We start from the raw sequence: 22,090 nt of genomic DNA, 5'->3' as shown, positions 1-22,090 counted from the left end.
AACTATTGCCTTCTTTTTTTAAATATTTTCAAAAACCCTTAATGTGATTAATTTTTTACTAAATATTGGGTGTGTTGTTGTTTTTTATTTTTTTCACGAATACTTTTGTAGAAACGCTAAAGAAAATAAGCACCTCCATGTGGGTAAATAAAGACAATATAAAACTTAATCACATCGTACCTCAGCTCAACTGGGCTATCACGAAGGTCGTGATTATCGTCGTTGTCATTATTAGCCACCAGTATGGAGGATAGGTAAACGTGCATATAATCACAAAATATAACGCCTTCCTCCGCAAAGAGGGAGGCTTTTTTTTGGACTGTATATTCCTGGTATAATTTCAATTTTATGTATAGCTATTACAACGACAACACTTTTCTTTACATCAACGGTGAGTACACCAAAGCAAATGCTGCTACAACTGACCTGTATGGCCAGTCGCTCCACTACGGTTATGCTGTTTTTGAAGGCATCCGCGCCTACAAAACCGCAAACGGCGAAGTGAAGATCTTTAAAGCAAAAGAACACTTCGATCGCCTGAAGCGCTCCTGTGAACTGATCCACATCCCTTACAAATTTGATAACGAAGAGCTGATCGCCGCTTGTTATAAAGTACTGGAGATGAACAACATGGAAGAAGCGTATATCCGGCCGCTGGTTTTCTGTCCGCCAAATATGACGCTGAAAGCCGCCGCAGAGTCGCACATCCTGATCTGCGCGTGGGAATGGGGAGCTTACCTGGGAGAAAAGCTGTTGCGCGTAATGACTTCCTCCTACGAACGACCAAATCCGAAAGCATTTAAAATAGAATCCAAATCGGCCGGTCTTTATGTAAACTCCATACTGGCCTCGCAGGAAGCAAAAGAAAAAGGTTACGATGAAGCGCTGCTGCTGGATATGAATGGTTACGTTGCAGAAGGCCCCGGTGCTAACATCTTCTTTGAAAAAGACGGCAAAATATACACTCCTCCCGCCGGTAACATCCTCCCAGGCATCACCCGCGCCACTGTTATCGAACTTTGCCAGGAACTGAATATCCCACTGGAACAGAAATTATTCACCATCCCGGAATTAAAAGAAGCCGAAGCAGCGTTTTTCTGCGGCACCGCAGCAGAAATCATCGGTATCGACTCCCTGGACGGTCAGTCTTTCAGCAAACCCTGGGCACAGTCACTCGGAAAATTACTCCAACAGGCTTACAAAGCTAAAGTGCTGGAAAAATCATTTCAGCGCGAAGCTCAATTAGCATAACCGTTGGCTGTTAGCTGTTAGCATTCGCTAAATGCTAACAGCTGACAGTTAAAACCCTTTGAAGGTTGTAAATCGAAAAACTTACAATCCTTTGCAGTAAAGGGTTTTGAAGTTAAAAAGGCAGATTTGAAGACCGGTAAATTGGAATAAGTTGGTTTGAATTTGACGACGACACCGGGTAATTTGTGGAGAGTTTTTAAAATAGGGTACCTATAAACACCTGTAATCGGGGTAATAACAAAAAGCAATGGAATTAAATAAATACAGCAAGACGATCACGCAAGACCCTACGCAACCAGCTGCGCAGGCACAATTGTATGGAATTGGTTTAACAGAAGAAGATCTGAAAAAAGCACAGGTGGGTATCGTCAGCATGGGCTACGATGGCAACACCTGCAATATGCACCTGAATGATCTGGCGAAAGACGTGAAAAAAGGCGTCTGGGCAAATGATCTGGTCGGACTCATTTTCCATACTATTGGCGTCAGCGACGGTATGAGCAATGGTACGCCGGGGATGCGCTACTCCCTCGTTAGCCGTGATCTGATTGCAGATTCCATTGAAACCGTTGCAGGAGCGCAGTATTACGACGCCCTGATCACCGTACCCGGCTGCGATAAGAACATGCCCGGTTCCCTGATGGCTATGGGTCGCCTCAACCGCCCCTCTATCATGGTTTACGGCGGTACCATCGCACCCGGAAAATATAAAGGCCAGGATCTTAACATCATCTCAGCATTTGAAGCATTAGGTCAGAAAATGGCCGGCAAACTGGATGAAGGCGATTTCAAAGGCATTGTACAGAATTCCTGCCCCGGCGCCGGCGCCTGTGGCGGTATGTACACTGCTAATACCATGTCTTCCGCTATTGAAGCACTCGGTATGAGTCTCCCGTACAGCTCATCCAACCCCGCATTGAGCCAGGACAAAAAAGATGAATGTATCGCTGCCGGTAAATACATCCGCCTGCTCCTTGAAAAAGATATTAAACCTAAGGACATCATGACCAAAGAGGCGTTTGAAAACGCCCTCACCATCATCATGGCCCTGGGTGGCAGCACCAACGCCGTACTGCACTTTATCGCCATTGCGAAGTCAGTAGGCATCTCTATCAGGCTGGAAGATTTTCAGCGCATCAGCGACAAAACACCGCTGATCGCCGACCTGAAACCAAGTGGTAAATACCTCATGGAAGACCTCCACAACATTGGCGGCGTTCCACTGGTAATGAAATATCTCCTGAAAAAAGGATATCTCCACGGCCATTGTATGACCGTTACCGGTAAAACAATCGCTGAAAACCTGGAAGACGTGGCAGACATAGATTTCAGCACACAGGATATCATTGTGCCGCTGGAAAAACCACTGAAACAAACCGCCCACATCCAGATCCTCTACGGTAACCTCGCTACAGAAGGCTCCGTAGCCAAGATCACCGGTAAGGAAGGCGAACGCTTCAGAGGCCCCGCCCGTGTATTCGACGGCGAATTTGAACTGATCGCAGGTATCACCTCCGGTAAAGTGAAAGAAGGGGATGTGGTCGTCATCCGCCAGGTAGGCCCGAAAGGCGCTCCCGGTATGCCGGAAATGCTGAAACCCACCAGCGCCATCATGGGCGTGGGACTGGGTAAAAGCGTAGCCCTCATCACCGATGGCCGTTTCTCCGGTGGTACCCACGGATTTGTGGTAGGCCATATTACCCCGGAAGCTTTTGAAGGGGGAAATATCGCACTCGTACAAGACAACGATATCATCGAAATAGACGCAACGAAGAATTTTATCAATGTGGAAATCAGTGATGAAGAACTGGCCGCACGCCGGGCAGCGTGGAAACAACCCGCATTGAGAGTGACCAATGGAATCTTATTTAAGTACGCAAAACTTGTAAAAAATGCAACAGAAGGATGTGTTACCGATGAAGCCTGAGATAGCAGATAAACAGTTAGCTGCAAAGCCTGTGATTACAGGTTCCGAGGCTGTGATCCGTTCCCTGATCGAAGAAGGGGTGGACACTATTTTCGGATATCCCGGCGGGGCGATCATGCCTATTTATGATGCCCTTTACGATTTCCAGGATCAGGTCCATCACATACTCGTCCGGCACGAACAGGGTGCCACTCATGCTGCACAAGGTTATGCACGCAGCTCCGGTAAGGTAGGTGTAGCTTTTGCTACGTCCGGTCCGGGCGCTACCAACCTGGTTACAGGTTTGGCGGATGCTTATATGGACAGTACCCCAATGGTATGCGTAACCGGCCAGGTAGCCGCCGCCCTGTTAGGAACCGATGCATTTCAGGAAACAGACGTGATTGGCATTACCATGCCTATCACCAAGTGGAATATACAGGTGACCCGTCCGGAAGATATCCCCGGCGCAATGGCCAAAGCATTTTACATTGCCCGCAGCGGCCGTCCCGGCCCTGTACTGGTGGATATCACCAAAAACGCACAGTTCGGGGAATTTGAATACGAGTACAAGAAATGTGAATATATCCGCAGTTACCGTCCTATTCCTGAATTGAACCAGGATGCGGTAACCGCAGCAGCAGCGCTGATCAACGGTGCAAAGAAGCCATTTATCCTCTGTGGTCATGGCGTACTGTTATCAGGTGCGGAAAAAGAACTGATCGCACTGGCCGAAAAAGCCGCTATCCCGATCGGATCTACTTTACTGGGCCTGTCTGCCGTACCGGTAGATCACCCGCTGTATGTAGGTATGCTGGGAATGCATGGTAACTATGGTCCCAATATGCTCACCGGCGAAGCCGATGTAGTAATCGCAGTGGGCATGCGTTTCGATGACCGTGTAACCGGCGACGTAGGCACTTATGTTCCCAACGCGAAAGTTATACACATCGAAATCGATGCAGCAGAGATCAACAAGATCATCAAAGCTGATGTAGCCGTTCACGCAGATGCAAAGCCAGCCCTGGCAGCATTGATCAAACAGGTAAACCCTGCAGAGCATGCAGCCTGGCTGGAAGAATTCCGCGCCGCTGATAAAAAAGAATATGATAAAGTACAGCATGCTGAACTTTATCCGCAGGAAGGTGAACTGAAAATGGCAGAAGTAATCCGCCTGATCTCAGAAAAAACCAAAGGCGAAGCAGTACTGGTAACAGATGTTGGTCAGCACCAGATGGTAGCTTCCCGCTACTACCGCTTCAAAAATCCCAATACCAATGTCACCTCCGGTGGAATGGGTACGATGGGCTTTTCGCTGCCGGCAGCAATGGGCGCCAAAACCGGTACGCCTGAAAAAGAAGTAGTCGCTATTATCGGCGATGGTTGCTTCCAGATGACATTACAGGAACTGGGCACTATTCACCAGTCGCAGATTGGTGTGAAAATAGTGATCCTGAACAATAACTTCCTGGGAATGGTAAGACAATGGCAGCAACTGTTTTTCGACAGGCGCTATTCCTCCACTGAAATGGTCAATCCCGACTTTGTACAGGTTGCCAAAGGATTTTATATCCCCGGCAAAAAAGTAACAGCAAGGGAAGATATATCCGCCGCTATTGATGAAATGCTGGCGCACAAGGGTGCTTATCTGCTGGAAGTAGTAGTGGAAAAAGAAGATAACGTATTCCCAATGGTGCCCGCAGGCGCTCCTGTTTCCAGCATCAGGCTGGAGTAGCAGCATCCCGGAGGATTCACATTGATCATTTGTAATTCACAACAGGTATATGCAAAAAGAATATACAGTAACGGTATATACGGAAGATCGTATAGGTATAACCAACCGTATCACCATCATATTTACCCGCAGGGGCATCAATATCACCAGCTTAACCACCGCTGAAACAGAAATTCCGGGTGTGTATAAGTTTGTAATAACGGTGATGTCTACACGTGAGAAGCTGGATAAGGTAGTTGGACAGATAGAAAGACTGATTGAAATTCACCGCGCTTTTGTGCATGAAGAAGATGAAGTGGTATACCAGGAGCTGGCGTTGTACAAAATTTCTACCCGGTCGTTACATACAGGTGATATCGAAAGACTGATACGTGAAAACAATGCGCGTATCCTGACGATCACCGCAGATTATTTTGTGATCGAGAAAACAGGTCATCAGCAGGAGCTGACGGATTTTATCAAGAAACTGGAGCCATACGGCCTGATAGAGTACACCAAGAGCGGAAGGGTTGCCATTGTAAAATGGAGCCGCCGTTTCCACGAGCACCTGAAAGAATTACATACACAGGAAGCGCCTGGCCTTTAGCCGCGTGCTTTCAGCAAATAACTGGCTGCCGGCCAGCCGCCGGCAGCTGACATCTTAATCATTATTCATTCAAATCACACCTCAGCTAATAGCTAACAGCTAGTAGCTAAAAGCTAAAAAAACAACACATGGCAACCATCAATTTTGGAGGGGTACTCGAACAAGTAGTAACCAGAGAAGAATTCCCTATGGAAAAAGCAAGGGAAGTGCTGAAGAACGAAGTGATTGCAGTTATTGGTTATGGCGTACAAGGTCCTGGCCAGGCACTGAACCTGAAAGACAATGGCTTTAATGTTATTGTAGGTCAACGTAAAAATTCCAAAACCTGGGATAAAGCAGTTGCTGATGGCTGGGTTCCTGGTGAAACTTTATTCGATATCGAAGAAGCAGCTCAGAAAGGTACTATTCTTCAGTTCCTGCTGTCTGATGCCGGACAGATCACCCTGTGGCCTACTTTAAAGCAACACCTGACTCCAGGTAAAGCACTGTACTTCTCCCACGGTTTCGGTATTACCTATAAAGAGCAAACCGGTATTATTCCTCCTGCTGATGTAGACGTAATCCTGGTAGCTCCAAAAGGTTCCGGTACTTCACTGCGCCGCCTGTTCCTGGCTGGTCAGGGTCTGAACTCCAGCTACGCTATTTTCCAGGACGCTACCGGCCGCGCTAAAGAACGCGTTGTAGCACTGGGTATCGGCGTTGGTTCCGGTTACCTGTTTGAAACAGATTTCAAAAAAGAAGTTTACTCCGATCTTACCGGCGAACGCGGCTCTCTGATGGGTTGTATCCAGGGTATCTTCGCTGCTCAATACGAAACACTGCGTAAGAATGGTCACTCACCTTCTGAAGCTTTCAACGAAACAGTAGAAGAACTCACTCAGTCACTGATGCCACTGGTAGCAGAAAACGGTATGGACTGGATGTATGCAAACTGCTCTACTACTGCTCAGCGCGGTGCGCTCGACTGGTGGAAGAAGTTCAAAACTGCTACCCAGCCTGTATTTGATGAACTGTATGCCAGCGTTGCTGCAGGTAAAGAAGCTGCCCGTTCTATCGCTTCCAACAGCACTCCGGACTACCGCGAGAAACTGAACGAAGAACTGAAAGAACTCCGCGAAAGCGAAATGTGGCAGGCAGGTGCGGCTGTACGTAAGCTGCGTCCTAACAACGCTTAATAGCTAATATTATACATTACAATGGCAAAGCATTTTCGAATTATTGAAATTATTGGCGCTCGTATTTAGTACGGAAGAATACATCTTTCCAATACTGAATACAGGTTCCATGATTTCGATAATCCCGAAAATGCTTTGCCATTTGTATTAATTACATTTTATGTCTGAAGTAATGAGTAGTGTCAATTCCCTGAATATCCTGGACGCGGCAGTGAAACTGAAACCAATCGTCACCCGCACTCCGCTGATGTATAGCGCCAACCTTTCCCGGCGTTATAACTGCGACGTATATCTGAAAAGAGAGGATATGCAGATTGTACGCTCTTATAAATTGCGCGGCGCCTATAACCTGATCAGCAGCCTGCCCGCCGAACTGCTGGCCAAAGGCGTTACCTGCGCCAGCGCCGGTAATCATGCCCAGGGCTTCGCCTACGCGTGTAAAGCCATGAATATAAAAGGCGTGGTGTTTATGCCCGTGATCACACCAAAACAAAAAGTTAACCAGGTAAATATGTTTGGCGGCGATCACATAGAAATCCGCCTCGTAGGAGATACCTTCGACGATTGCTCTGTGGAAGCCCAGGCTTTCACAAAAGCAAACAGCATGACCTTTATCCCTCCTTTCGATAACCCGAAAATAATTGAAGGACAAGGTACAGTGGCAGTGGAAATACTGGAAGACCAGTCCGCTATCGATTTTCTTTTTGTACCCGTTGGTGGCGGCGGACTTGCCGCCGGCCTCGGCACCTATTTCAAAACTTACAGCCCCAATACCCGCATCATCGGCGTGGAACCGGAAGGCGCGCCCTCCATGCTCCGCGCACTGGAAAACGGCGGCCCCGTTACCCTCGACGAAATAGAACGATTTGTAGATGGCGCCGCTGTTAAAAGAGTAGGTACCCTCAACTACGAAATCTGTAAAGATGTGCTGGACAAAATGCACCTGGTACCCGAAGGAAAAGTGTGTTCTACCATCCTCCGGTTATATAATGAAGATGCTATTGTGGTAGAACCCGCGGGCGCCTTGTCCATCGCGGCACTGGACGACCATGCAGCAGAAATCAAAGGGAAAAAAGTAGTATGCGTTATCAGCGGCAGTAACAACGACATCGACCGCATGCAGGAAATAAAGGAACGCTCACTCCTGTATGAAGGATTGAAACACTATTTTATTGTACGCTTTGCTCAACGTCCCGGAGCCCTGAAACAATTTGTGAATGATATACTTGGCCCGGACGATGATATCACCCGGTTTGAATATATCCAGAAACATAATAAGGAAATAGGCCCGGCACTGGTAGGGGTGGAATTGAGGCACCGCGAAGACTACGATAAACTGATTGCCAATTGTCAGAAATATAATTTCCAGATCACCGAACTGAATAAAGATGACAGCCTGTTCGGGTATCTCGTATAAAAATCAGGCGCGTCCATAAAATGGGCGCGCAAAAAAACGCCCGCCCCGGTTCACCGGGACGGGCGTAAAATAAAATCCGGTTCACTTATTTTAAACTCGCAATGTCAATTACAAACCGGTACTTCACATCGCCTTTCAGCATCCGCTCATAAGCAGTATTGATATCTTTGATATTAATTACTTCCACATCGCTGGTAATATTATGTTCTGCACAGTAATCCAGCATTTCCTGCGTTTCACGGATACCGCCGATCAATGACCCGGCAATGCTCCTGCGTCCCATGATCAGGTTGAAAGCTGGTACCACGGAAGGTTCCGGAGGCACTCCCAGGCAAATCATCACACCATCGAGGTTCAAAAGGTTTAAGTAAGTGGTGTAATCATGCGGGGCAGAAATAGTGTTGATGATAAAATCGAACTTATTGCGGAGCTGCTTTACCTGCTCTTTATCTGTCATCAGCGCAAAATGATGGGCTCCCAGCCGGCGGGCATCCGCTTCTTTGGAAGGAGAGGTGCTCAGCATAGTTACCTCGGCGCCCATAGAGGAGGCGAGCTTTACTGCCATATGACCAAGACCACCCAAACCCACTACTGCTACTTTATGTCCTTTACCTACTTTCCAGTGGCGAAGGGGGGAGTAAGTGGTAATGCCGGCGCATAACAGCGGTGCTACGCCATCGAGCGGTAACTTATCAGAAACTTTCAGCGTATAGTTTTCATCTGTTACAATATGGGTGGAGTATCCGCCATAAGTATGCGTTTTTCTATCCATTTCGTAACCGTTGTACGTACTGGCGCCACCGGTTACACAATATTGCTCCTCGCCGGATTTGCATGGATCGCACTGCCGGCACGAATCTACAAAGCAACCTATCCCGGCCAGATCGCCCACCTTGAATTTCGTGACATGATCGCCGACTTTGGTGATACGCCCCACTATTTCATGACCGGGAACCATCGGGTAAATGGAATTGCCCCACTCATTCCGCACCTGGTGTATATCCGAATGGCATACCCCGCAGTAAAGGATTTCGATCTGCACATCATGCGGACCGGGCTCCCTGCGCTCAAAATTCCAGGGACCCAATGGCGATGCAGCATCCTGCACAGCATAAGCTTTTGTTGCAATCATGGTGTAAAATTTTAGTCCCCCGAAGCTACATAATTTGTACTATCCGGATACCTGCCCGTTTAAAACGGCTCTTTTTACTGTTTTTTCAATAACTTATACAGTAATAAACGGATCGCCTGTTTTTATTTTTGGTGTAAAATAATAAGATCATGGAGCTTAACTTAAAAGGAAAGGTAGCCATCGTTACCGGTGGCAGTAAAGGCATAGGCAAAGGCATCGCAGCGTCTTTGCTGCAGGAAGGCGCTACAGTAGTGATCACCGCCCGTAATGCGGATGAACTGGAAGATACAGCCGCCATGTTCCGGCTGCAGGGAAAGGATGTGCTGGCGGTAGTAGCAGATATGACGAAAGAAGCGGACCTGCAGCGGCTGGTTAACACCACGGTGCAGCAGCTGGGTCATATCGATATCCTCGTAAACAACGCCGGCGGCATTGATGCCTTCGGACCATTGGATACCATCAGTATGAGTCAGTGGCGCCAGGTGTTTGAAGTCAATTTCTTCGGTCTGGTTGCACTCACCCAGCTGGTAATACCGCATATGAAAAAGCAGGGCGGTGGCAGGATCATCAACATCTCCTCCGAAAATGCAGAACAGCCGGATCCCAACATGGGCCATTACAATGCTACAAAAGCCGCGTTGAATAACTATTCCAAAACATTGTCGCAGAACTACGGAAAAGACAATATCCTGGTAAACACCGTTTCACCCGCATTTATCAAAACACCTTTGGTAGATGAAATGCTGGAAGGCATCTCAAAAGAAAAAAATATTTCCATCGCAGAAGCCGCCAAAGAATTCCTGAAACAAAACCGTCCTTACCAGGTATTGGGCCGCCCCGGTACTCCGGAAGAAACCGGCAGCATAGTGGCCTTCCTGGCTTCTGATCACGCCTCTTTCATCACTGGCGCGGTATTCCGGGTAGATGGCGGATCTGTAGGCACTGTATAAATAATAAGTATGTTAAGTTTCTGGGAGAAGGAAAGCCTGCTGCAATACGACTATATCGTTATCGGCAGCGGTATCGTTGGCTTGTCGGCCGCCATCAGCCTGAAAGAAAGAGCGCCCGGCAGCCGGGTACTGGTGCTGGAAAGAGACATTCTACCCACTGGCGCCAGTACCAAAAACGCCGGCTTTGCCTGTATCGGGAGCCTCACCGAAATATTGACTGATCTGCAAACGATGTCCGTGGAAGCGGTGAAGAACCTGGTTAATCTGCGCCTGCAGGGCTTACGCCTGCTGCGCAGCCGCCTCGGCGACGCCACTATCGGCTACGGGGAAAACGGCAGCCATGAACTGATTGGCCCCTCTGAAGAATGGGCGCTGCACCAGCTCCCGGAAGTAAACCACATCCTGGCAGAACTCTTCAACGGGGAACCCGCATTTACCCTGGCAAACGACCGCCTCCCTGTTTTCGGTTTTGCCCCCGGCTATGTAAAAGCACTCATCCGCAATAATTTTGAGGGGGAATTACATACCGGTAAAATGATGCGGGCGCTCATTGACACCGCCCTGTTAAAAGGAGTGGAAATTAAAACCGGCTGCACCGTAAAAACAATAGACGATTTTCATACAGGTGTAAACGTTATAGTGCCGCATCATACCCTGGAAGAAGACATTACTTTCTCCGCCCGCAAAGTGCTCATCTGCACCAATGCCTTTACCCGCCGGCTGCTCCCGGAGGAAGATGTAGTGCCCGGCAGGGGACAGGTACTCATCACCACGCCGGTAAAAGACCTGCCCTTTAAAGGCGTTTTCCACATGGAAGAAGGATATTATTATTTCAGGGAACTGGAAGGAAGAGTACTGCTGGGCGGCGGCCGTCAGCTCGATTTTGCCGGCGAAACTTCCACCAACTTCCGGTTTAACGACCGGATCCAGCACGAGCTGGAAGTATTGCTGCATAACGTAATACTCCCGGGCCGTGAAGTGGCGGTGGCCGACAGGTGGACCGGCATTATGGCTTTTGGTAAAACAAAGCAACCTATCGTAAAGGCACATACGAAAAATGTGATCATGGGCGTGCGCATGGGAGGCATGGGCGTGGCCATCGGTTCTGTAATCGGCGACAATATTGCCGTGATGGCATTGGAGTCCTGATAACAACCCGCTACGGGCAGGCATCGGCCAAAATGTTTTTTCCCGCTAAAGCCGAAAAACTTGCTTCCCGGTTTTCTGTGTTCTATATTTATTTTTTATTTCCACGCTATCAGGCATTCAGTTGACAATTCCTATCTCCATAAAGGAAAGGAAATCAATCAGGAATGTATTTTTATTGCGTTCACGGGTACCTTTTGTGAAAGTAAAGGGTATCAATTGTTTCTTTTTATACAAAAGCACTATGACAAGTAATTTAAATGTATAGTTTTAGCACCCGGTAAACCGCGGCAGCCCTCGCGTTTTTTATTTTCACGTAAAAAAAACATTTGTAAGCGTATTTTTTACATTTATTATGTATATTGATCCGCTAAATTTTTTATAACCACGTTTGAACGTTATGCAAACAAAATCCTTACACATCTTTGATTACCTGGTATTCCTGGTATATTTTTTAATAGTGGCTGGCTATGGTTACTATATCTATCAGAAAAAGAAGAAGACCACAACGGATTCCAAAGACTTTTTCCTGGCAGAAGGTTCCCTTACCTGGTGGGCTATCGGCGCATCGCTCATTGCTTCCAATATTTCTGCAGAGCAGTTTATAGGGATGTCCGGAAACGGATTCAGCATGGGACTGGCCATTTCAACCTACGAATGGATGGCGGCGGCTACGCTCATCGTGGTAGCAGTGTTTTTCCTGCCTATTTACCTGAAAAATAAGATCTATACCATGCCCCAGTTTCTGGAACGCAGGTATAATCAAACGGTAAGTACCATCATGGCCGTTTTCTGGCTGTTGTTGTATGTGGTAGTGAATCTCACCTCTATTCTTTATCTCGGCGCCCTTGCTGTTTCCACCATCTCCGGTATAAACTTCTATGTGTGTATGGTGGCACTGGCCTTCTTCGCCATCCTCATTACACTGGGAGGGATGAAGGTGATCGGTTACACCGATGTGATACAGGTGTTTTTCCTTATCCTGGGCGGATTAGCCACTACTTACCTGGCATTACAGCTGGTGTCTGAGCATTTTGGTGAGAAAGGCGTATTAAAAGGCTTCTCCCTGATGACACAACATGCCAGCGATCATTTCCATATGATCCTTCATAAAGAGAATCCCAAATACCTCGATTTGCCCGGCCTGAGCGTGCTGATTGGTGGTATGTGGATCGTAAACCTGAACTACTGGGGATGTAACCAATATATTACACAGCGTGCATTGGGTGCGGATCTGAAAACCGCCCGCCAGGGATTACTGTTTGCAGGCTTCCTGAAACTCCTGATGCCGGTGATCGTAGTATTACCGGGTATTGCGGCTTACGTACTGTATGCCCAGAACCACGGCGATTTCGCACAATCCATGATGAAAGGCGGTTCCCTGAACCCGGATAATGCTTACCCTGTACTGCTCAACCTCCTGCCTTCGGGGCTGAAAGGACTGGCATTTGCTGCTTTAACAGCTGCGGTAGTGGCTTCCCTGGCAGGTAAGGCCAACAGTATTTCCACCATTTATTCCCTGGATATTTATAAGAAGATATATAACAAGAATGCCGACGAAAAGAAGATCGTAGGCGTAGGCCGTGCCGTGGTAATTATTACCATGATCATTGCCATCGTGATTTCCAACTTCCTCGGTATCGATAAAAAAGGTGGTTTCCAGTTTATCCAGGAATATACCGGCTTTGTTTCTCCCGGTGTATTTGCCATGTTTGCCCTCGGATTTTTCTGGAAACGGACAACCTCCAGCGCAGCCATGTTTGCGATGATAGGTGGTTTGCTTCTTTCCTTCTTCCTGAAATTTATGCCGGCATGGGTAAACCTGGAGCCTTTGCACCAGTTTGGCTTTGCCGCATTAAACCCGGACAGCGGCTTATATGAAATGGCCTTTATTGATCGTATGGGACTGGTGTTTGTAGTGTGCGTGGTGGGTATGATCATTATTACGTTGTCGGATAAACGCAGTGTGAACAATCCGAAAGGACTGGCTATCGACGCCAGCATGTTTAAACCCAACCTGGGCTTTACCGTGGGCGCCTTACTGATTGTAGGTATTCTTATTGCCCTGTATACTGTATTCTGGTAATAGGAACATTTTATTATTTTGGTATCCGGATATTTTAGGACATTTTCCTGTCGTAAAATATCCGGTCCTTTTTCAGATTGTTAATTTTTTCGCGTTATGTACTTTATAGGATACGATATTGGGTCATCGTCTATCAAAGCGGCGTTGCTGAATGCTGATACCGGCGCTTGCGTGGCCACTGCCACCTGCCCCGAAAAAGAGATGGCTATTGATGTACCCCAGGCCGACTGGGCAGAGCAGGACCCTGAGAGCTGGTGGAAGGAAATTATTCACGCTACGGAAATCCTGCTGAACAGGTATACTGTTGATCCTGCACAGATCAAAGGAATAGGTATTGCCTACCAGATGCACGGATTAGTGTGTGTGGACAAGCAACAACAGGTGCTGCGCCCGGCTATTATCTGGTGCGACAGCCGTGCCGTAAATACTGGTAATGCCGCCTTTAAAGCACTCGGGGAACAGTATTGCCTTGAGCACCTGCTTAATTCTCCCGGTAACTTCACCGCTTCAAAGCTCCGCTGGATCCAGGAAAATGAACCGCATATTTATGAACGTATTCATAAGGTAATGCTGCCGGGTGATTTTATTGCGATGAAATTAACCGGTGAAGCCTGCACCACCATCTCCGGCTTATCAGAAGGTACCTTCTGGGACTTTGAGGAAAATGCCGTTTCCAAAGCATTACTGAAATATTATAATATAGATGAACAACTGCTGTCTGCCATCGTACCTACGTTCGGCATCCAGGGCCAGCTCACAGCGGCAGCAGCTGCTACCTTGAAACTGGCGCCCGGTACACCGGTTACCTACCGCGCCGGCGATCAGCCCAACAACGCTTTCTCACTCAACGTGCTGCAACCCGGAGAAGCCGCCACCACAGCGGGTACATCGGGCGTAGTATATGCCGTACACGATAAAAACAGTTTCGACCAGCAGAGCCGTGTCAATACATTTGTGCATGTGAATAACGATCACGCCCATACGAGAAATGGCGTGCTCATGTGTCTTAATGGTACCGGCATTGCCAACAGCTGGCTCAAAAACCTGGTAGGGGATATCACCTATCCTGAAATGAATACCCTGGCGCAACAGGCGCCGGTAGGCGCTAAGGGTCTGCAGGTGTTTCCTTTTGGCAACGGTGCGGAACGCATCCTGGAAAACAGGAGCCTCGGCGCTACCCTCCGCAACCTGGAGTTCAACCGCCACAGCCGTGCGCACATCATGCGCGCTGTACAGGAAGGAATTGTATTTGGCCTTAACTATGGCATGGACATCATGGCGGAAATGGACCTCAGCATCCACCGCGTAAGAGCCGGACATGCCAACATGTTCCTCAGCCCCCTGTTCCGGGAAGCCTTCGCCAATACCGCCAATGTAGTGATAGAATTATATAATACAGATGGTGCTCAGGGCGCCGCCCGCGGCGCCGCAATAGGAGCCGGCTATGTTAGTACTGCAGACGCTTTCCGCGGTATGGAATGCCTCGCAGTGATAGAGCCGGATGCCGCACTGCAGTCACAATACCGTGATGTTTACGGCAACTGGCTGAACGGTCTTCGTACCCTGATGCACTAACGGAAACATATAGGTTGATCCAGCATTTTAAAAAACCACATTAGTTATGAGTATTACATTAGGAAACAACGAGTATTTCAAAGGGATTGGTAAAATACAGTTCGAAGGACCACAGTCAGACAACCCGCTGGCTTATAAATGGTATGATGAGAACCGTCTCATCGGCGGTAAATCCATGAAAGAACTGTTCCGTTTTGCAGTGTCTTACTGGCATACCTTCTGCGGAACCGGCGGTGATCCCTTTGGTCCGGGTACCAAACAATTCCCGTGGCTCACTTCCCCGGACGCCAATCAGAGCGCTAAAGACAAGATGGACGCAGCTTTTGAGTTTATCACCAAAATGGGGCTTCCGTACTACTGCTTCCATGATATAGACCTGGTAGACGAAGGCGCTAACATCGCAGAATACGAAAGCCGTATGCAGCAGATCGTTGCCTACGCCAAACAAAAGCAACAAGCCAGCGGAGTGAAATTGTTATGGGGCACAGCCAACGTATTCAGCAACCCACGCTACATGAACGGTGCTGCTACCAATCCTGATTTTGCAGTATTGGCTTACGCAGGTACCCAGGTGAAAAACTCACTGGATGCTACCATCGCACTGGGCGGCGAAAACTACGTATTCTGGGGAGGCCGCGAAGGTTACATGACCCTGCTCAATACCAACATGAAACGCGAACAGGAACACCTGGGCCGTTTCCTGGGCATGGCCCGCGATTACGCACGGGCACAGGGTTTCAAAGGTACCTTCTTCATAGAGCCTAAACCCTGCGAACCCACCAAACACCAATACGATTACGATGCCGCCACGGTGATCGGCTTCCTGCGCCAGTTTGGCCTCGACAAAGATTTCAAACTGAACCTCGAAGTAAATCACGCTACGCTGGCAGGCCATACCTTCCAGCACGAACTGCAGGTAGCTGTAGATGCAGGGATGCTGGGCAGCATTGACGCTAACCGCGGGGATGCGCAAAACGGTTGGGATACTGATCAGTTTCCCACCAACCTCAACGACCTCATTGAAAGTATGCTCGTGATCCTTGAAGCTGGCGGATTTGCCGGCGGTGGTGTAAACTTCGACGCAAAAACCCGTCGTAACTCCACCGACCTGGAAGATATCTTCCACGCACACATCGGTGGTATCGATACTTTCGCAAGAGCAGCGATCGTTGCGGAAAAAGTACTGACCGCTACACCGTATAAAAAGTTCCGCCAGGACCGCTATGCTTCTTTCGACAGTGGTAAAGGACAGGAATTTGAAGCAGGTAAACTAACGTTGGAGGACCTCCGTAATTTTGCCCTGGCAAACGGAGAGCCCAAACAAACCAGTGGCAAACAGGAATGGCTGGAAAACCTGATCAACGCAAGCATTTAAGATACTTTTTGGGATTTTGCCTTGGTATTATCCGGTAACAACAAACAGCTGTTATCAAATAATACCAAAGTAAAATCCCAAAATGTTTTATTTTTTCTTCCAAAATAATGAACAATGAAATTTGGCATCCATTCTTTTCAAGAGGCAGGATTTGATATCGTTGCGCTCCAGGATCTCGAAACAGGAACGCAGGTAGAAATAATTCCTTCTTACGGCGCACTGCTGCATGCTTTCAAGGTAAAGCACACAACAGGGAATCTGAACCTGATAGATAGTTATACAGATATCGCCGACCTGGAAGCAAATCTGCGCACCAGCTTTAAAAGCGTAAAACTGAGTCCCTACGCATGCCGCATGAAGGATGCGCAATATACCTGGGAAGGTAAGCCCTACACCATTCAAAAAACATTGGCGCCCGGAAATGCCATCCACGGCTTGTTATACGATGCGCCCTTTACTGTAACCGCGCAACAGGCGGATGATCAGCAGGCATCGGTAACCCTTACCCATCATTTTAAACAAACGGATGATGCAGGGTATCCTTTTGCGTACGACTGTATCGCTACCTTTACCCTGCGCGCGGGTAATGAGCTGCAACTGAACACCACCCTCGTAAACCAGAGTGGCGTTACCATCCCCGTGATGGATGGCTGGCATCCATACTTCAGCACCGGTACCCCGGTAGATGAACTGGTGCTCACCTTTGCTTCAAAAGAAATAGTGGAGTTTAACGAAAAATTGCTGCCTACCGGAAAAGTATTGCCATATACCGAATTTGTTGAAGGGAAGCTGCTGAAAGGCGTGGAGCTTGATAATTCTTTTGTACTGGATCTTACAAAGCCACAACCGCTTGCCACGATCCACGATCCGAAGAAAAATATCAACATTGCCTTCTACCCGGAAAATAGCTACCCCATCCTGCAGATATACATTCCGCCGCATCGCACCAGCATTGCTGTGGAAAACCTCAGCGGCGCCCCGGATGCCTTTAACAACGGGCTCGGACTGGTTCAGCTGGCTGCCGGCGAAAGCAGGGTTTTCAGTACCCGCATCCAGGTGTCTTTATAGCATAACCAGGTGATGGCATATTCTTTGGCTCTTCCACTTTCATAAGTAACCCGATTATATCACCATATAAATTGAAAGATTATGGACAAGTTACAAATCAAAGGAAAGTGGAACGAATTAAAAGGTACCCTGAAACAAAAATATGCGGACCTGACCGACGATGACCTGTTATATGAAGAAGGACAGGAAGATAAGTTGATTGGAAAGCTGCAACAGAAATTGGGTAAAAGCCGGGACGAAGTGATCGATTTACTGAAGTCCGCCTGATTGGTACAACCTGAAATTTTAAATACACAGATCCTTCCGCCCCCGGGGTGGAAGGATTTTGTTTTTAAAACACCGTGGCATTTTCTTTAATTTGTACTTCGTTAGGGTAGATGAACAATGTCTATACTGATCTGTTTGTAAAGAATTGGAAGGGATTTAGCTGTAAAAATTATTATATTCTATATGAAGGTTTTCATACGCATCATAGCACTAGGCTGTATACTCAGTATGGCATTTGCTCCGAAGGTACAGGCACAGGTAACCGTTACCGGGATGATTTCAGACAGCAACAAGCTGGTGCTGCCCTATGCCACAGTCAGCAATCTCAATTCCGGGAAACGGTCGCTTTCCGATCAGGGAGGGTATTACAAAATATCTGCCTCCCGCAACGACCGGCTCGTGGTTACTTTCGTAGGCTACAAGCCGGATACAGTCATCGTTACCCAAAGTTCCGGCACTCAAACCATCAATGTGGTGATGGAATCGGCCGGGAAGTTCCTGAAAGGAGTGGAGATCACCTCCCAGTATACGCCTTACCAGGTGGATTCAATGGAAAGACGTAACCAGTACGGATATATTCTTGATAATCCGAACAAACCACTGGCAGGTGGCAGTACTCCTGAAGGCGCTGGTATCGTATTTAGTCCCATTACCCGTTTCTCCAAAAAAGAAAAACAAAAACGGCAGTTTAAAGAGAATTACGAGAAGATGGAAAAAGAAAAGTACATCGACTCCCGCTTTACACCGGTACTGGTAAGCCGGGTAACAGGGCTTAAAGGCGACTCCCTCCAGTTATTTATGCGGGACAATTATCCTGATTATAATACCATGCGGACGATCAATAACAACGATTTGTTGTACTGGATCACTGATAAATACAAAGCCTGGCTGAAGAAATAAGCAGGCAGAGGGCATAAAAAAAGCGCGGGATAACATATCCCGCGCTTTTTTTAATGGGTGTCGGTTCAATTATACACCTTCACCATATATACAAAGTCTTCCAGTTTCTTAATCTGATCTACCCGGTTCATTCCTTCCAGGCGGCTCTTATGGTTCCAATCCTTCCGGGTTTGTTTATCTTTTGGCATTTCGTCCAGCAGATGTTTGAGGTGGGCAGATTTTACCGCAAAGGCAATACCATCGGAGGTAGTTTGTTTGCCGGTTACTATTCCCACTACATCTCCTTTGCTGTCGAGCAGCGGAGCGCCGCTGTTACCCGGGTTTACCGGGATAGATACCTGGTAGGCCGTAGTATCTCCGTTAAAACCTGTTTTGGCGCTGATATAACCTTTGCCATAAACAATTTCATCGCGGGGAAAGCCCATTGTGAATACTTCTTCGCCCAGTTTTACGCTTTGTGGTTTCAAAGCATAGGGCAAGGGTTGACTTTTAAAAGAAGAATCTGCAATCTTCAATACCGCCAGATCGCTGGAAATATCTTCAAATATGCTGATGGCTTTAAAAGCTTCTCCTTTATTGTTCTGAACATATACAGAGTCGGCGCCGGCTACTACATGATAGTTGGTAACGATGTAGCCATTACCGGATACCGCGAAACCGGTACCACCATAGGTGCCCGGGTTTAACGGGGCCCTGCTCTTACTGTTCATATCGCTGATGATGGCATTCTGGGAACGTTGAATATTATTCAGTACCCTTCTTACATCTTCGTATTGTGCGGTGGATTTATTTTTGGAAACATTCTGTATTACCGCGATGGTAGACAGGGAGGTAACCAGTGCTATACAGGCGGCGGCAGCCAGGTTGGTGATGGTTCTGCGACGGATGGTCAATCTTCTTGCAGTCTGGTTTTCTTCCTGTGCCTGTTTGCGGAGACTCGGCATATCCAGTTGCTGATGTATCTGGTTAAGCTTTGTCTGTAATTGTTGGCGTTTTCCGTAATTGCCCAGGTGTTGCAGAAACAGCTGGTGTTCTTCTACCTGTTTATTAACTAACGGGTTGGTATGACGTAAAGTTTCGAAAGCAGTTTTTTCCTGTTCGCTCATTTCCCCTTCCAGGTAACGCTCAATTTCACGTAATAAGATCATGTCTTCTTTCATGGCTGCTTTCTGCTTATAGTGGTGTTTTGTATTGATCAAAAAATAACTTCTTCAAACGCATCAGGCACTTGTACTTCTGGTTCTTGGCATTTTCGGCATTGGTGTATCCGAACTTTTCCGCTATTTCCTGCATAGATTTTTTATGCAGATAATAATCTTCCAGGATGGTTTGGCAGGGTTGACCAATACTGCTCATTGCCCCTTCCATGATCCTGAATTCCTGATCCCTTGCCTCATGTTCTTCCAGTTCTTCCGCGGCCGGAATTACTTCTTCCAGCTCAGGCGTTAAAGCATATAATCCGTAGGTACGATGAACTTTTTTAAGCCACAGATGGCGGCAAACCGAATAAAGAAAGGTTTTTAGCCTGCTGCTTAAAGTAAAATCACTGGTTTGTACCTTTTCATATAATACTATAATAGCCTCCTGGAACACATCTTTTGCGTCGTCTTCCGAGCCATTATGCTGAAGGATCATTCGTAATACCACCGGAAAGTTCTCAGAATAGATGATTTCCAATGACTTATCCTCGCCTTTTGCCAGTCCCAGCAATAATTCCCGGTCTCTTGTTATGTCTTGATTTTGCTTCACTCTTAATACAGTTATTAGGCATTTGGTAACCCAAAGTAGCGAAAAAAAATATTTTTAAAAGTTTGGGTTACCTTTTAGGTGATCCCGGTATAAAGGTTAAATCATTCAAAAACAACTTAAATAATTGTAACATGAAGAACGTAATCAAAATTGGTTTCTTAGCTCTGTCTTTCGGTCTGTTCGCAGTTGCTTGCGGTGGTGCAAAAACTGAAACTGGTACCGACTCTACTGCTAGCGCTGCTGGTGCTACTATCGATTCAGCTGCTCAGGTAGCTACTTCTACTGTTGATTCTGTAGCTAACGCTGCAAAAGCAACTGTTGATTCTGCTGCTAAAACTGTTGATTCAGCTGCTGCTCATCACTAATCTGACTTTAGAATTTATAATTAACCGTTCCGGCTTAGCCTGAACGGTTTTTTTATGCCCCGTTTTTGATTATGGAAATATGTTTCTTTGAAAGTTATTCAATAAACGACCTTTATTATTAAAAAAAGCATATTTTTTGATATTACCCCTTGGATAATTAAAATCGTGCCGTATTTTTGTCCTACACTCAAAACGAGTAACAAATAATAATATGATACAGCAAACCTCTTTCGGCTTTTTTAGCTTTTATTATTTCTGGTACCAGAAATAGGGAGGTCGTTTGTAAAAGATAAAAGAACTACAAAAAGGCCTTCCGGAACCGGAAGGCCTTTTTTAATACCAAAAACAGGCATACAGCCAGCTGATGCCAACAACAGATAAACATATGTTACAGCCAGTTTCAGGCAATTACTTTTTTTATTACTTCTCTTACTTCTTTTATGCGAAGAAGCAGGGGACTCGTTTGCAATAAAATACTTACATATAAAAGTACAGCGCAAAGGGTCCCGGATCGGGACCCTTTCTGTTTTTAATAGCTAGTTGCTGTAGCAACTATAACTGAATAAAATCAATCACATACACATGAAAATTGCCATACAGGGGTTTGAAGGATGTTTTCACCAGGTTGCTGCCCAGGGGTATTTCGGTAAACAAACCGAAATAGAATGCTGTGCCTCCTTTGCAGAGCTGGTTAAAAAAGCAAAACAGCAAACCGATGTGGATGCAGGTATAATGGCCATCGAAAACTCAATTGCCGGTAGCATCTTACCAAACTACAGTCTTATTAAAAACTCCGGTCTGCATATCACCGGTGAAATTTATCTCCAGATCAACCAGCACCTCATGGTACTGCCCGGGCAAACAATGGAAGATATCAGGGAAGTACATTCCCATCCGATGGCCCTTTTGCAGTGTATGGATTTCCTGGAAAAGTACCCGCATATCAAACTGGTAGAAACAGAAGATACCGCCCTCAGTGCCAAGCATGTAAGACAGAAGAAACTGAAAAGTACAGCGGCTATTGCAGGTAAACTGGCTGCGGAAATCTTTGAACTGGATATCATAGCGCCTAATATCCACACCAATAAAAATAACTATACCCGCTTCCTGGCCGTATCCCGCACGCCGATGGCTACGCCGGAAGATGCCAATAAAGCATCCGTATACTTTCAAACGAGCCACGACAGGGGCAGCCTGGCTAAAGTGCTTACCCAGATTGCAGTGGCCGGCATCAACCTGTCGAAGCTGCAATCCTTTCCTATCCCGGCGAAAGAGTGGAATTATTACTTCCACGCCGATATGGAATTTGATAACGCCGCTCACTTTGAAAAAGCATTATCGAAAATAGAGCCACTCACAGAACACCTGAAAGTGCTGGGTATTTATAAAAAAGGAAAAACACATTAA

At 47.0% G+C, this 22,090-nt stretch carries 19 protein-coding genes; 16 read left to right on the top strand and 3 right to left on the bottom strand.

Features of this window, described 5'->3' with window-relative positions; genetic code table 11:
* Positions 1-348: 348 nt before the first annotated feature.
* The 6 genes from B5Z18_RS16020 (at position 349) to ilvA (ending at position 8,070) form a co-directional block, all read left to right on the top strand.
* Positions 349-1,251: a branched-chain amino acid transaminase gene (locus B5Z18_RS16020; RefSeq protein WP_079470490.1), complete on the top strand. Its 903-nt coding sequence runs from the start codon at positions 349-351 to the stop codon at positions 1,249-1,251.
* A gap of 247 nt (positions 1,252-1,498) precedes the next feature.
* Positions 1,499-3,178 (top strand): dihydroxy-acid dehydratase, encoded by a 1,680-nt coding sequence (ilvD, locus tag B5Z18_RS16015; protein ID WP_079470489.1) that lies wholly within the window; start codon positions 1,499-1,501, stop codon positions 3,176-3,178.
* The gene (gene ilvB / locus B5Z18_RS16010; protein WP_235015942.1) at positions 3,144-4,892 is read left to right on the top strand and encodes a biosynthetic-type acetolactate synthase large subunit; all 1,749 of its coding nucleotides are present in this window, start codon (positions 3,144-3,146) and stop codon (positions 4,890-4,892) included. Before ilvD ends, ilvB begins: the two co-directional genes overlap by 35 nt.
* Positions 4,893-4,941: 49 nt before the next feature.
* A complete protein-coding gene (gene ilvN, locus B5Z18_RS16005; protein ID WP_079470487.1) occupies positions 4,942-5,478 on the top strand; it encodes an acetolactate synthase small subunit in 537 nt (178 codons plus the stop codon).
* A gap of 128 nt (positions 5,479-5,606) precedes the next feature.
* A complete protein-coding gene (ilvC, locus tag B5Z18_RS16000; RefSeq protein ID WP_079470486.1) occupies positions 5,607-6,653 on the top strand; it encodes a ketol-acid reductoisomerase in 1,047 nt (348 codons plus the stop codon).
* Positions 6,654-6,813: 160 nt separating this feature from the next.
* Entirely contained in the window at positions 6,814-8,070 is a 1,257-nt protein-coding gene (gene ilvA, locus B5Z18_RS15995; RefSeq protein ID WP_079470485.1) for a threonine ammonia-lyase IlvA, read from the top strand.
* Between the two features lie 85 nt (positions 8,071-8,155).
* Here the strand turns inward: ilvA and B5Z18_RS15990 are convergent, their stop codons facing one another.
* Positions 8,156-9,202 (bottom strand): NAD(P)-dependent alcohol dehydrogenase, encoded by a 1,047-nt coding sequence (locus B5Z18_RS15990; RefSeq protein WP_079470484.1) that lies wholly within the window; start codon positions 9,200-9,202, stop codon positions 8,156-8,158.
* 149 nt (positions 9,203-9,351) lie between these two features.
* Between B5Z18_RS15990 and B5Z18_RS15985 the strand changes: the two genes are divergently transcribed.
* The 8 genes from B5Z18_RS15985 (at position 9,352) to B5Z18_RS15950 (ending at position 18,569) form a co-directional block, all read left to right on the top strand.
* Entirely contained in the window at positions 9,352-10,152 is an 801-nt protein-coding gene (locus B5Z18_RS15985; protein ID WP_079470483.1) for an SDR family NAD(P)-dependent oxidoreductase, read from the top strand.
* 9 nt (positions 10,153-10,161) lie between these two features.
* Entirely contained in the window at positions 10,162-11,301 is a 1,140-nt protein-coding gene (locus B5Z18_RS15980) for an NAD(P)/FAD-dependent oxidoreductase (RefSeq protein ID WP_079470482.1), read from the top strand.
* 397 nt (positions 11,302-11,698) lie between these two features.
* Complete coding sequence (locus tag B5Z18_RS15975) at positions 11,699-13,384, top strand: sodium/sugar symporter (RefSeq protein ID WP_079470481.1); 1,686 nt, start codon at positions 11,699-11,701, stop codon at positions 13,382-13,384.
* Between the two features lie 96 nt (positions 13,385-13,480).
* Positions 13,481-14,959, top strand: a complete 1,479-nt coding sequence (locus B5Z18_RS15970; RefSeq protein WP_079470480.1) for a xylulokinase — start codon at positions 13,481-13,483, stop codon at positions 14,957-14,959.
* Between the two features lie 46 nt (positions 14,960-15,005).
* Positions 15,006-16,334, top strand: a complete 1,329-nt coding sequence (xylA, locus tag B5Z18_RS15965; RefSeq protein WP_079470479.1) for a xylose isomerase — start codon at positions 15,006-15,008, stop codon at positions 16,332-16,334.
* A 114-nt stretch (positions 16,335-16,448) separates the two neighbouring features.
* Entirely contained in the window at positions 16,449-17,402 is a 954-nt protein-coding gene (locus tag B5Z18_RS15960) for an aldose 1-epimerase (protein WP_079470478.1), read from the top strand.
* Between the two features lie 81 nt (positions 17,403-17,483).
* Positions 17,484-17,669 carry a CsbD family protein gene (locus tag B5Z18_RS15955; protein WP_079470477.1) on the top strand — a complete coding sequence of 62 codons (186 nt, stop codon included), beginning with the start codon at positions 17,484-17,486 and terminating at the stop codon, positions 17,667-17,669.
* Positions 17,670-17,852: 183 nt separating this feature from the next.
* Complete coding sequence (locus B5Z18_RS15950; RefSeq protein ID WP_079470476.1) at positions 17,853-18,569, top strand: carboxypeptidase-like regulatory domain-containing protein; 717 nt, start codon at positions 17,853-17,855, stop codon at positions 18,567-18,569.
* 65 nt (positions 18,570-18,634) lie between these two features.
* Here the strand turns inward: B5Z18_RS15950 and B5Z18_RS15945 are convergent, their stop codons facing one another.
* Both B5Z18_RS15945 and B5Z18_RS15940 read right to left on the bottom strand, forming a co-directional pair.
* Positions 18,635-19,768, bottom strand: coding sequence for a S1C family serine protease (locus B5Z18_RS15945; protein ID WP_079470475.1), 1,134 nt, complete (start codon positions 19,766-19,768; stop codon positions 18,635-18,637).
* The gene (locus tag B5Z18_RS15940) at positions 19,743-20,318 is read right to left on the bottom strand and encodes an RNA polymerase sigma factor (RefSeq protein WP_079470474.1); all 576 of its coding nucleotides are present in this window, start codon (positions 20,316-20,318) and stop codon (positions 19,743-19,745) included. Before B5Z18_RS15940 ends, B5Z18_RS15945 begins: the two co-directional genes overlap by 26 nt.
* Before the next feature lie 131 nt (positions 20,319-20,449).
* On the opposite strand from B5Z18_RS15940, the gene B5Z18_RS15935 reads away from it, so the two are divergent.
* Positions 20,450-20,683, top strand: a complete 234-nt coding sequence (locus B5Z18_RS15935; RefSeq protein ID WP_079470473.1) for a hypothetical protein — start codon at positions 20,450-20,452, stop codon at positions 20,681-20,683.
* A 582-nt stretch (positions 20,684-21,265) separates the two neighbouring features.
* Entirely contained in the window at positions 21,266-22,090 is an 825-nt protein-coding gene (locus B5Z18_RS15925; protein ID WP_079470471.1) for a prephenate dehydratase, read from the top strand.

This window comes from Chitinophaga ginsengisegetis (assembly GCF_900168065.1).
Lineage (GTDB): Bacteria > Bacteroidota > Bacteroidia > Chitinophagales > Chitinophagaceae > Chitinophaga > Chitinophaga ginsengisegetis.
The sequence above is the reverse complement of the archived record's forward strand: the minus strand, read 5'-3'. Positions and strand labels throughout refer to the sequence as shown.

Coding starts and splice junctions, on each gene's coding strand:
- B5Z18_RS16020 (WP_079470490.1), top strand. CDS start 349: ATGTATAGCTATTACAACGACAACACTTTTCTTTACATCAACGGTGAG.
- ilvD (WP_079470489.1), top strand. CDS start 1,499: ATGGAATTAAATAAATACAGCAAGACGATCACGCAAGACCCTACGCAA.
- ilvB (WP_235015942.1), top strand. CDS start 3,144: ATGCAACAGAAGGATGTGTTACCGATGAAGCCTGAGATAGCAGATAAA.
- ilvN (WP_079470487.1), top strand. CDS start 4,942: ATGCAAAAAGAATATACAGTAACGGTATATACGGAAGATCGTATAGGT.
- ilvC (WP_079470486.1), top strand. CDS start 5,607: ATGGCAACCATCAATTTTGGAGGGGTACTCGAACAAGTAGTAACCAGA.
- ilvA (WP_079470485.1), top strand. CDS start 6,814: ATGTCTGAAGTAATGAGTAGTGTCAATTCCCTGAATATCCTGGACGCG.
- B5Z18_RS15990 (WP_079470484.1), bottom strand. CDS start 9,202: ATGATTGCAACAAAAGCTTATGCTGTGCAGGATGCTGCATCGCCATTG.
- B5Z18_RS15985 (WP_079470483.1), top strand. CDS start 9,352: ATGGAGCTTAACTTAAAAGGAAAGGTAGCCATCGTTACCGGTGGCAGT.
- B5Z18_RS15980 (WP_079470482.1), top strand. CDS start 10,162: ATGTTAAGTTTCTGGGAGAAGGAAAGCCTGCTGCAATACGACTATATC.
- B5Z18_RS15975 (WP_079470481.1), top strand. CDS start 11,699: ATGCAAACAAAATCCTTACACATCTTTGATTACCTGGTATTCCTGGTA.
- B5Z18_RS15970 (WP_079470480.1), top strand. CDS start 13,481: ATGTACTTTATAGGATACGATATTGGGTCATCGTCTATCAAAGCGGCG.
- xylA (WP_079470479.1), top strand. CDS start 15,006: ATGAGTATTACATTAGGAAACAACGAGTATTTCAAAGGGATTGGTAAA.
- B5Z18_RS15960 (WP_079470478.1), top strand. CDS start 16,449: ATGAAATTTGGCATCCATTCTTTTCAAGAGGCAGGATTTGATATCGTT.
- B5Z18_RS15955 (WP_079470477.1), top strand. CDS start 17,484: ATGGACAAGTTACAAATCAAAGGAAAGTGGAACGAATTAAAAGGTACC.
- B5Z18_RS15950 (WP_079470476.1), top strand. CDS start 17,853: ATGAAGGTTTTCATACGCATCATAGCACTAGGCTGTATACTCAGTATG.
- B5Z18_RS15935 (WP_079470473.1), top strand. CDS start 20,450: ATGAAGAACGTAATCAAAATTGGTTTCTTAGCTCTGTCTTTCGGTCTG.
- B5Z18_RS15925 (WP_079470471.1), top strand. CDS start 21,266: ATGAAAATTGCCATACAGGGGTTTGAAGGATGTTTTCACCAGGTTGCT.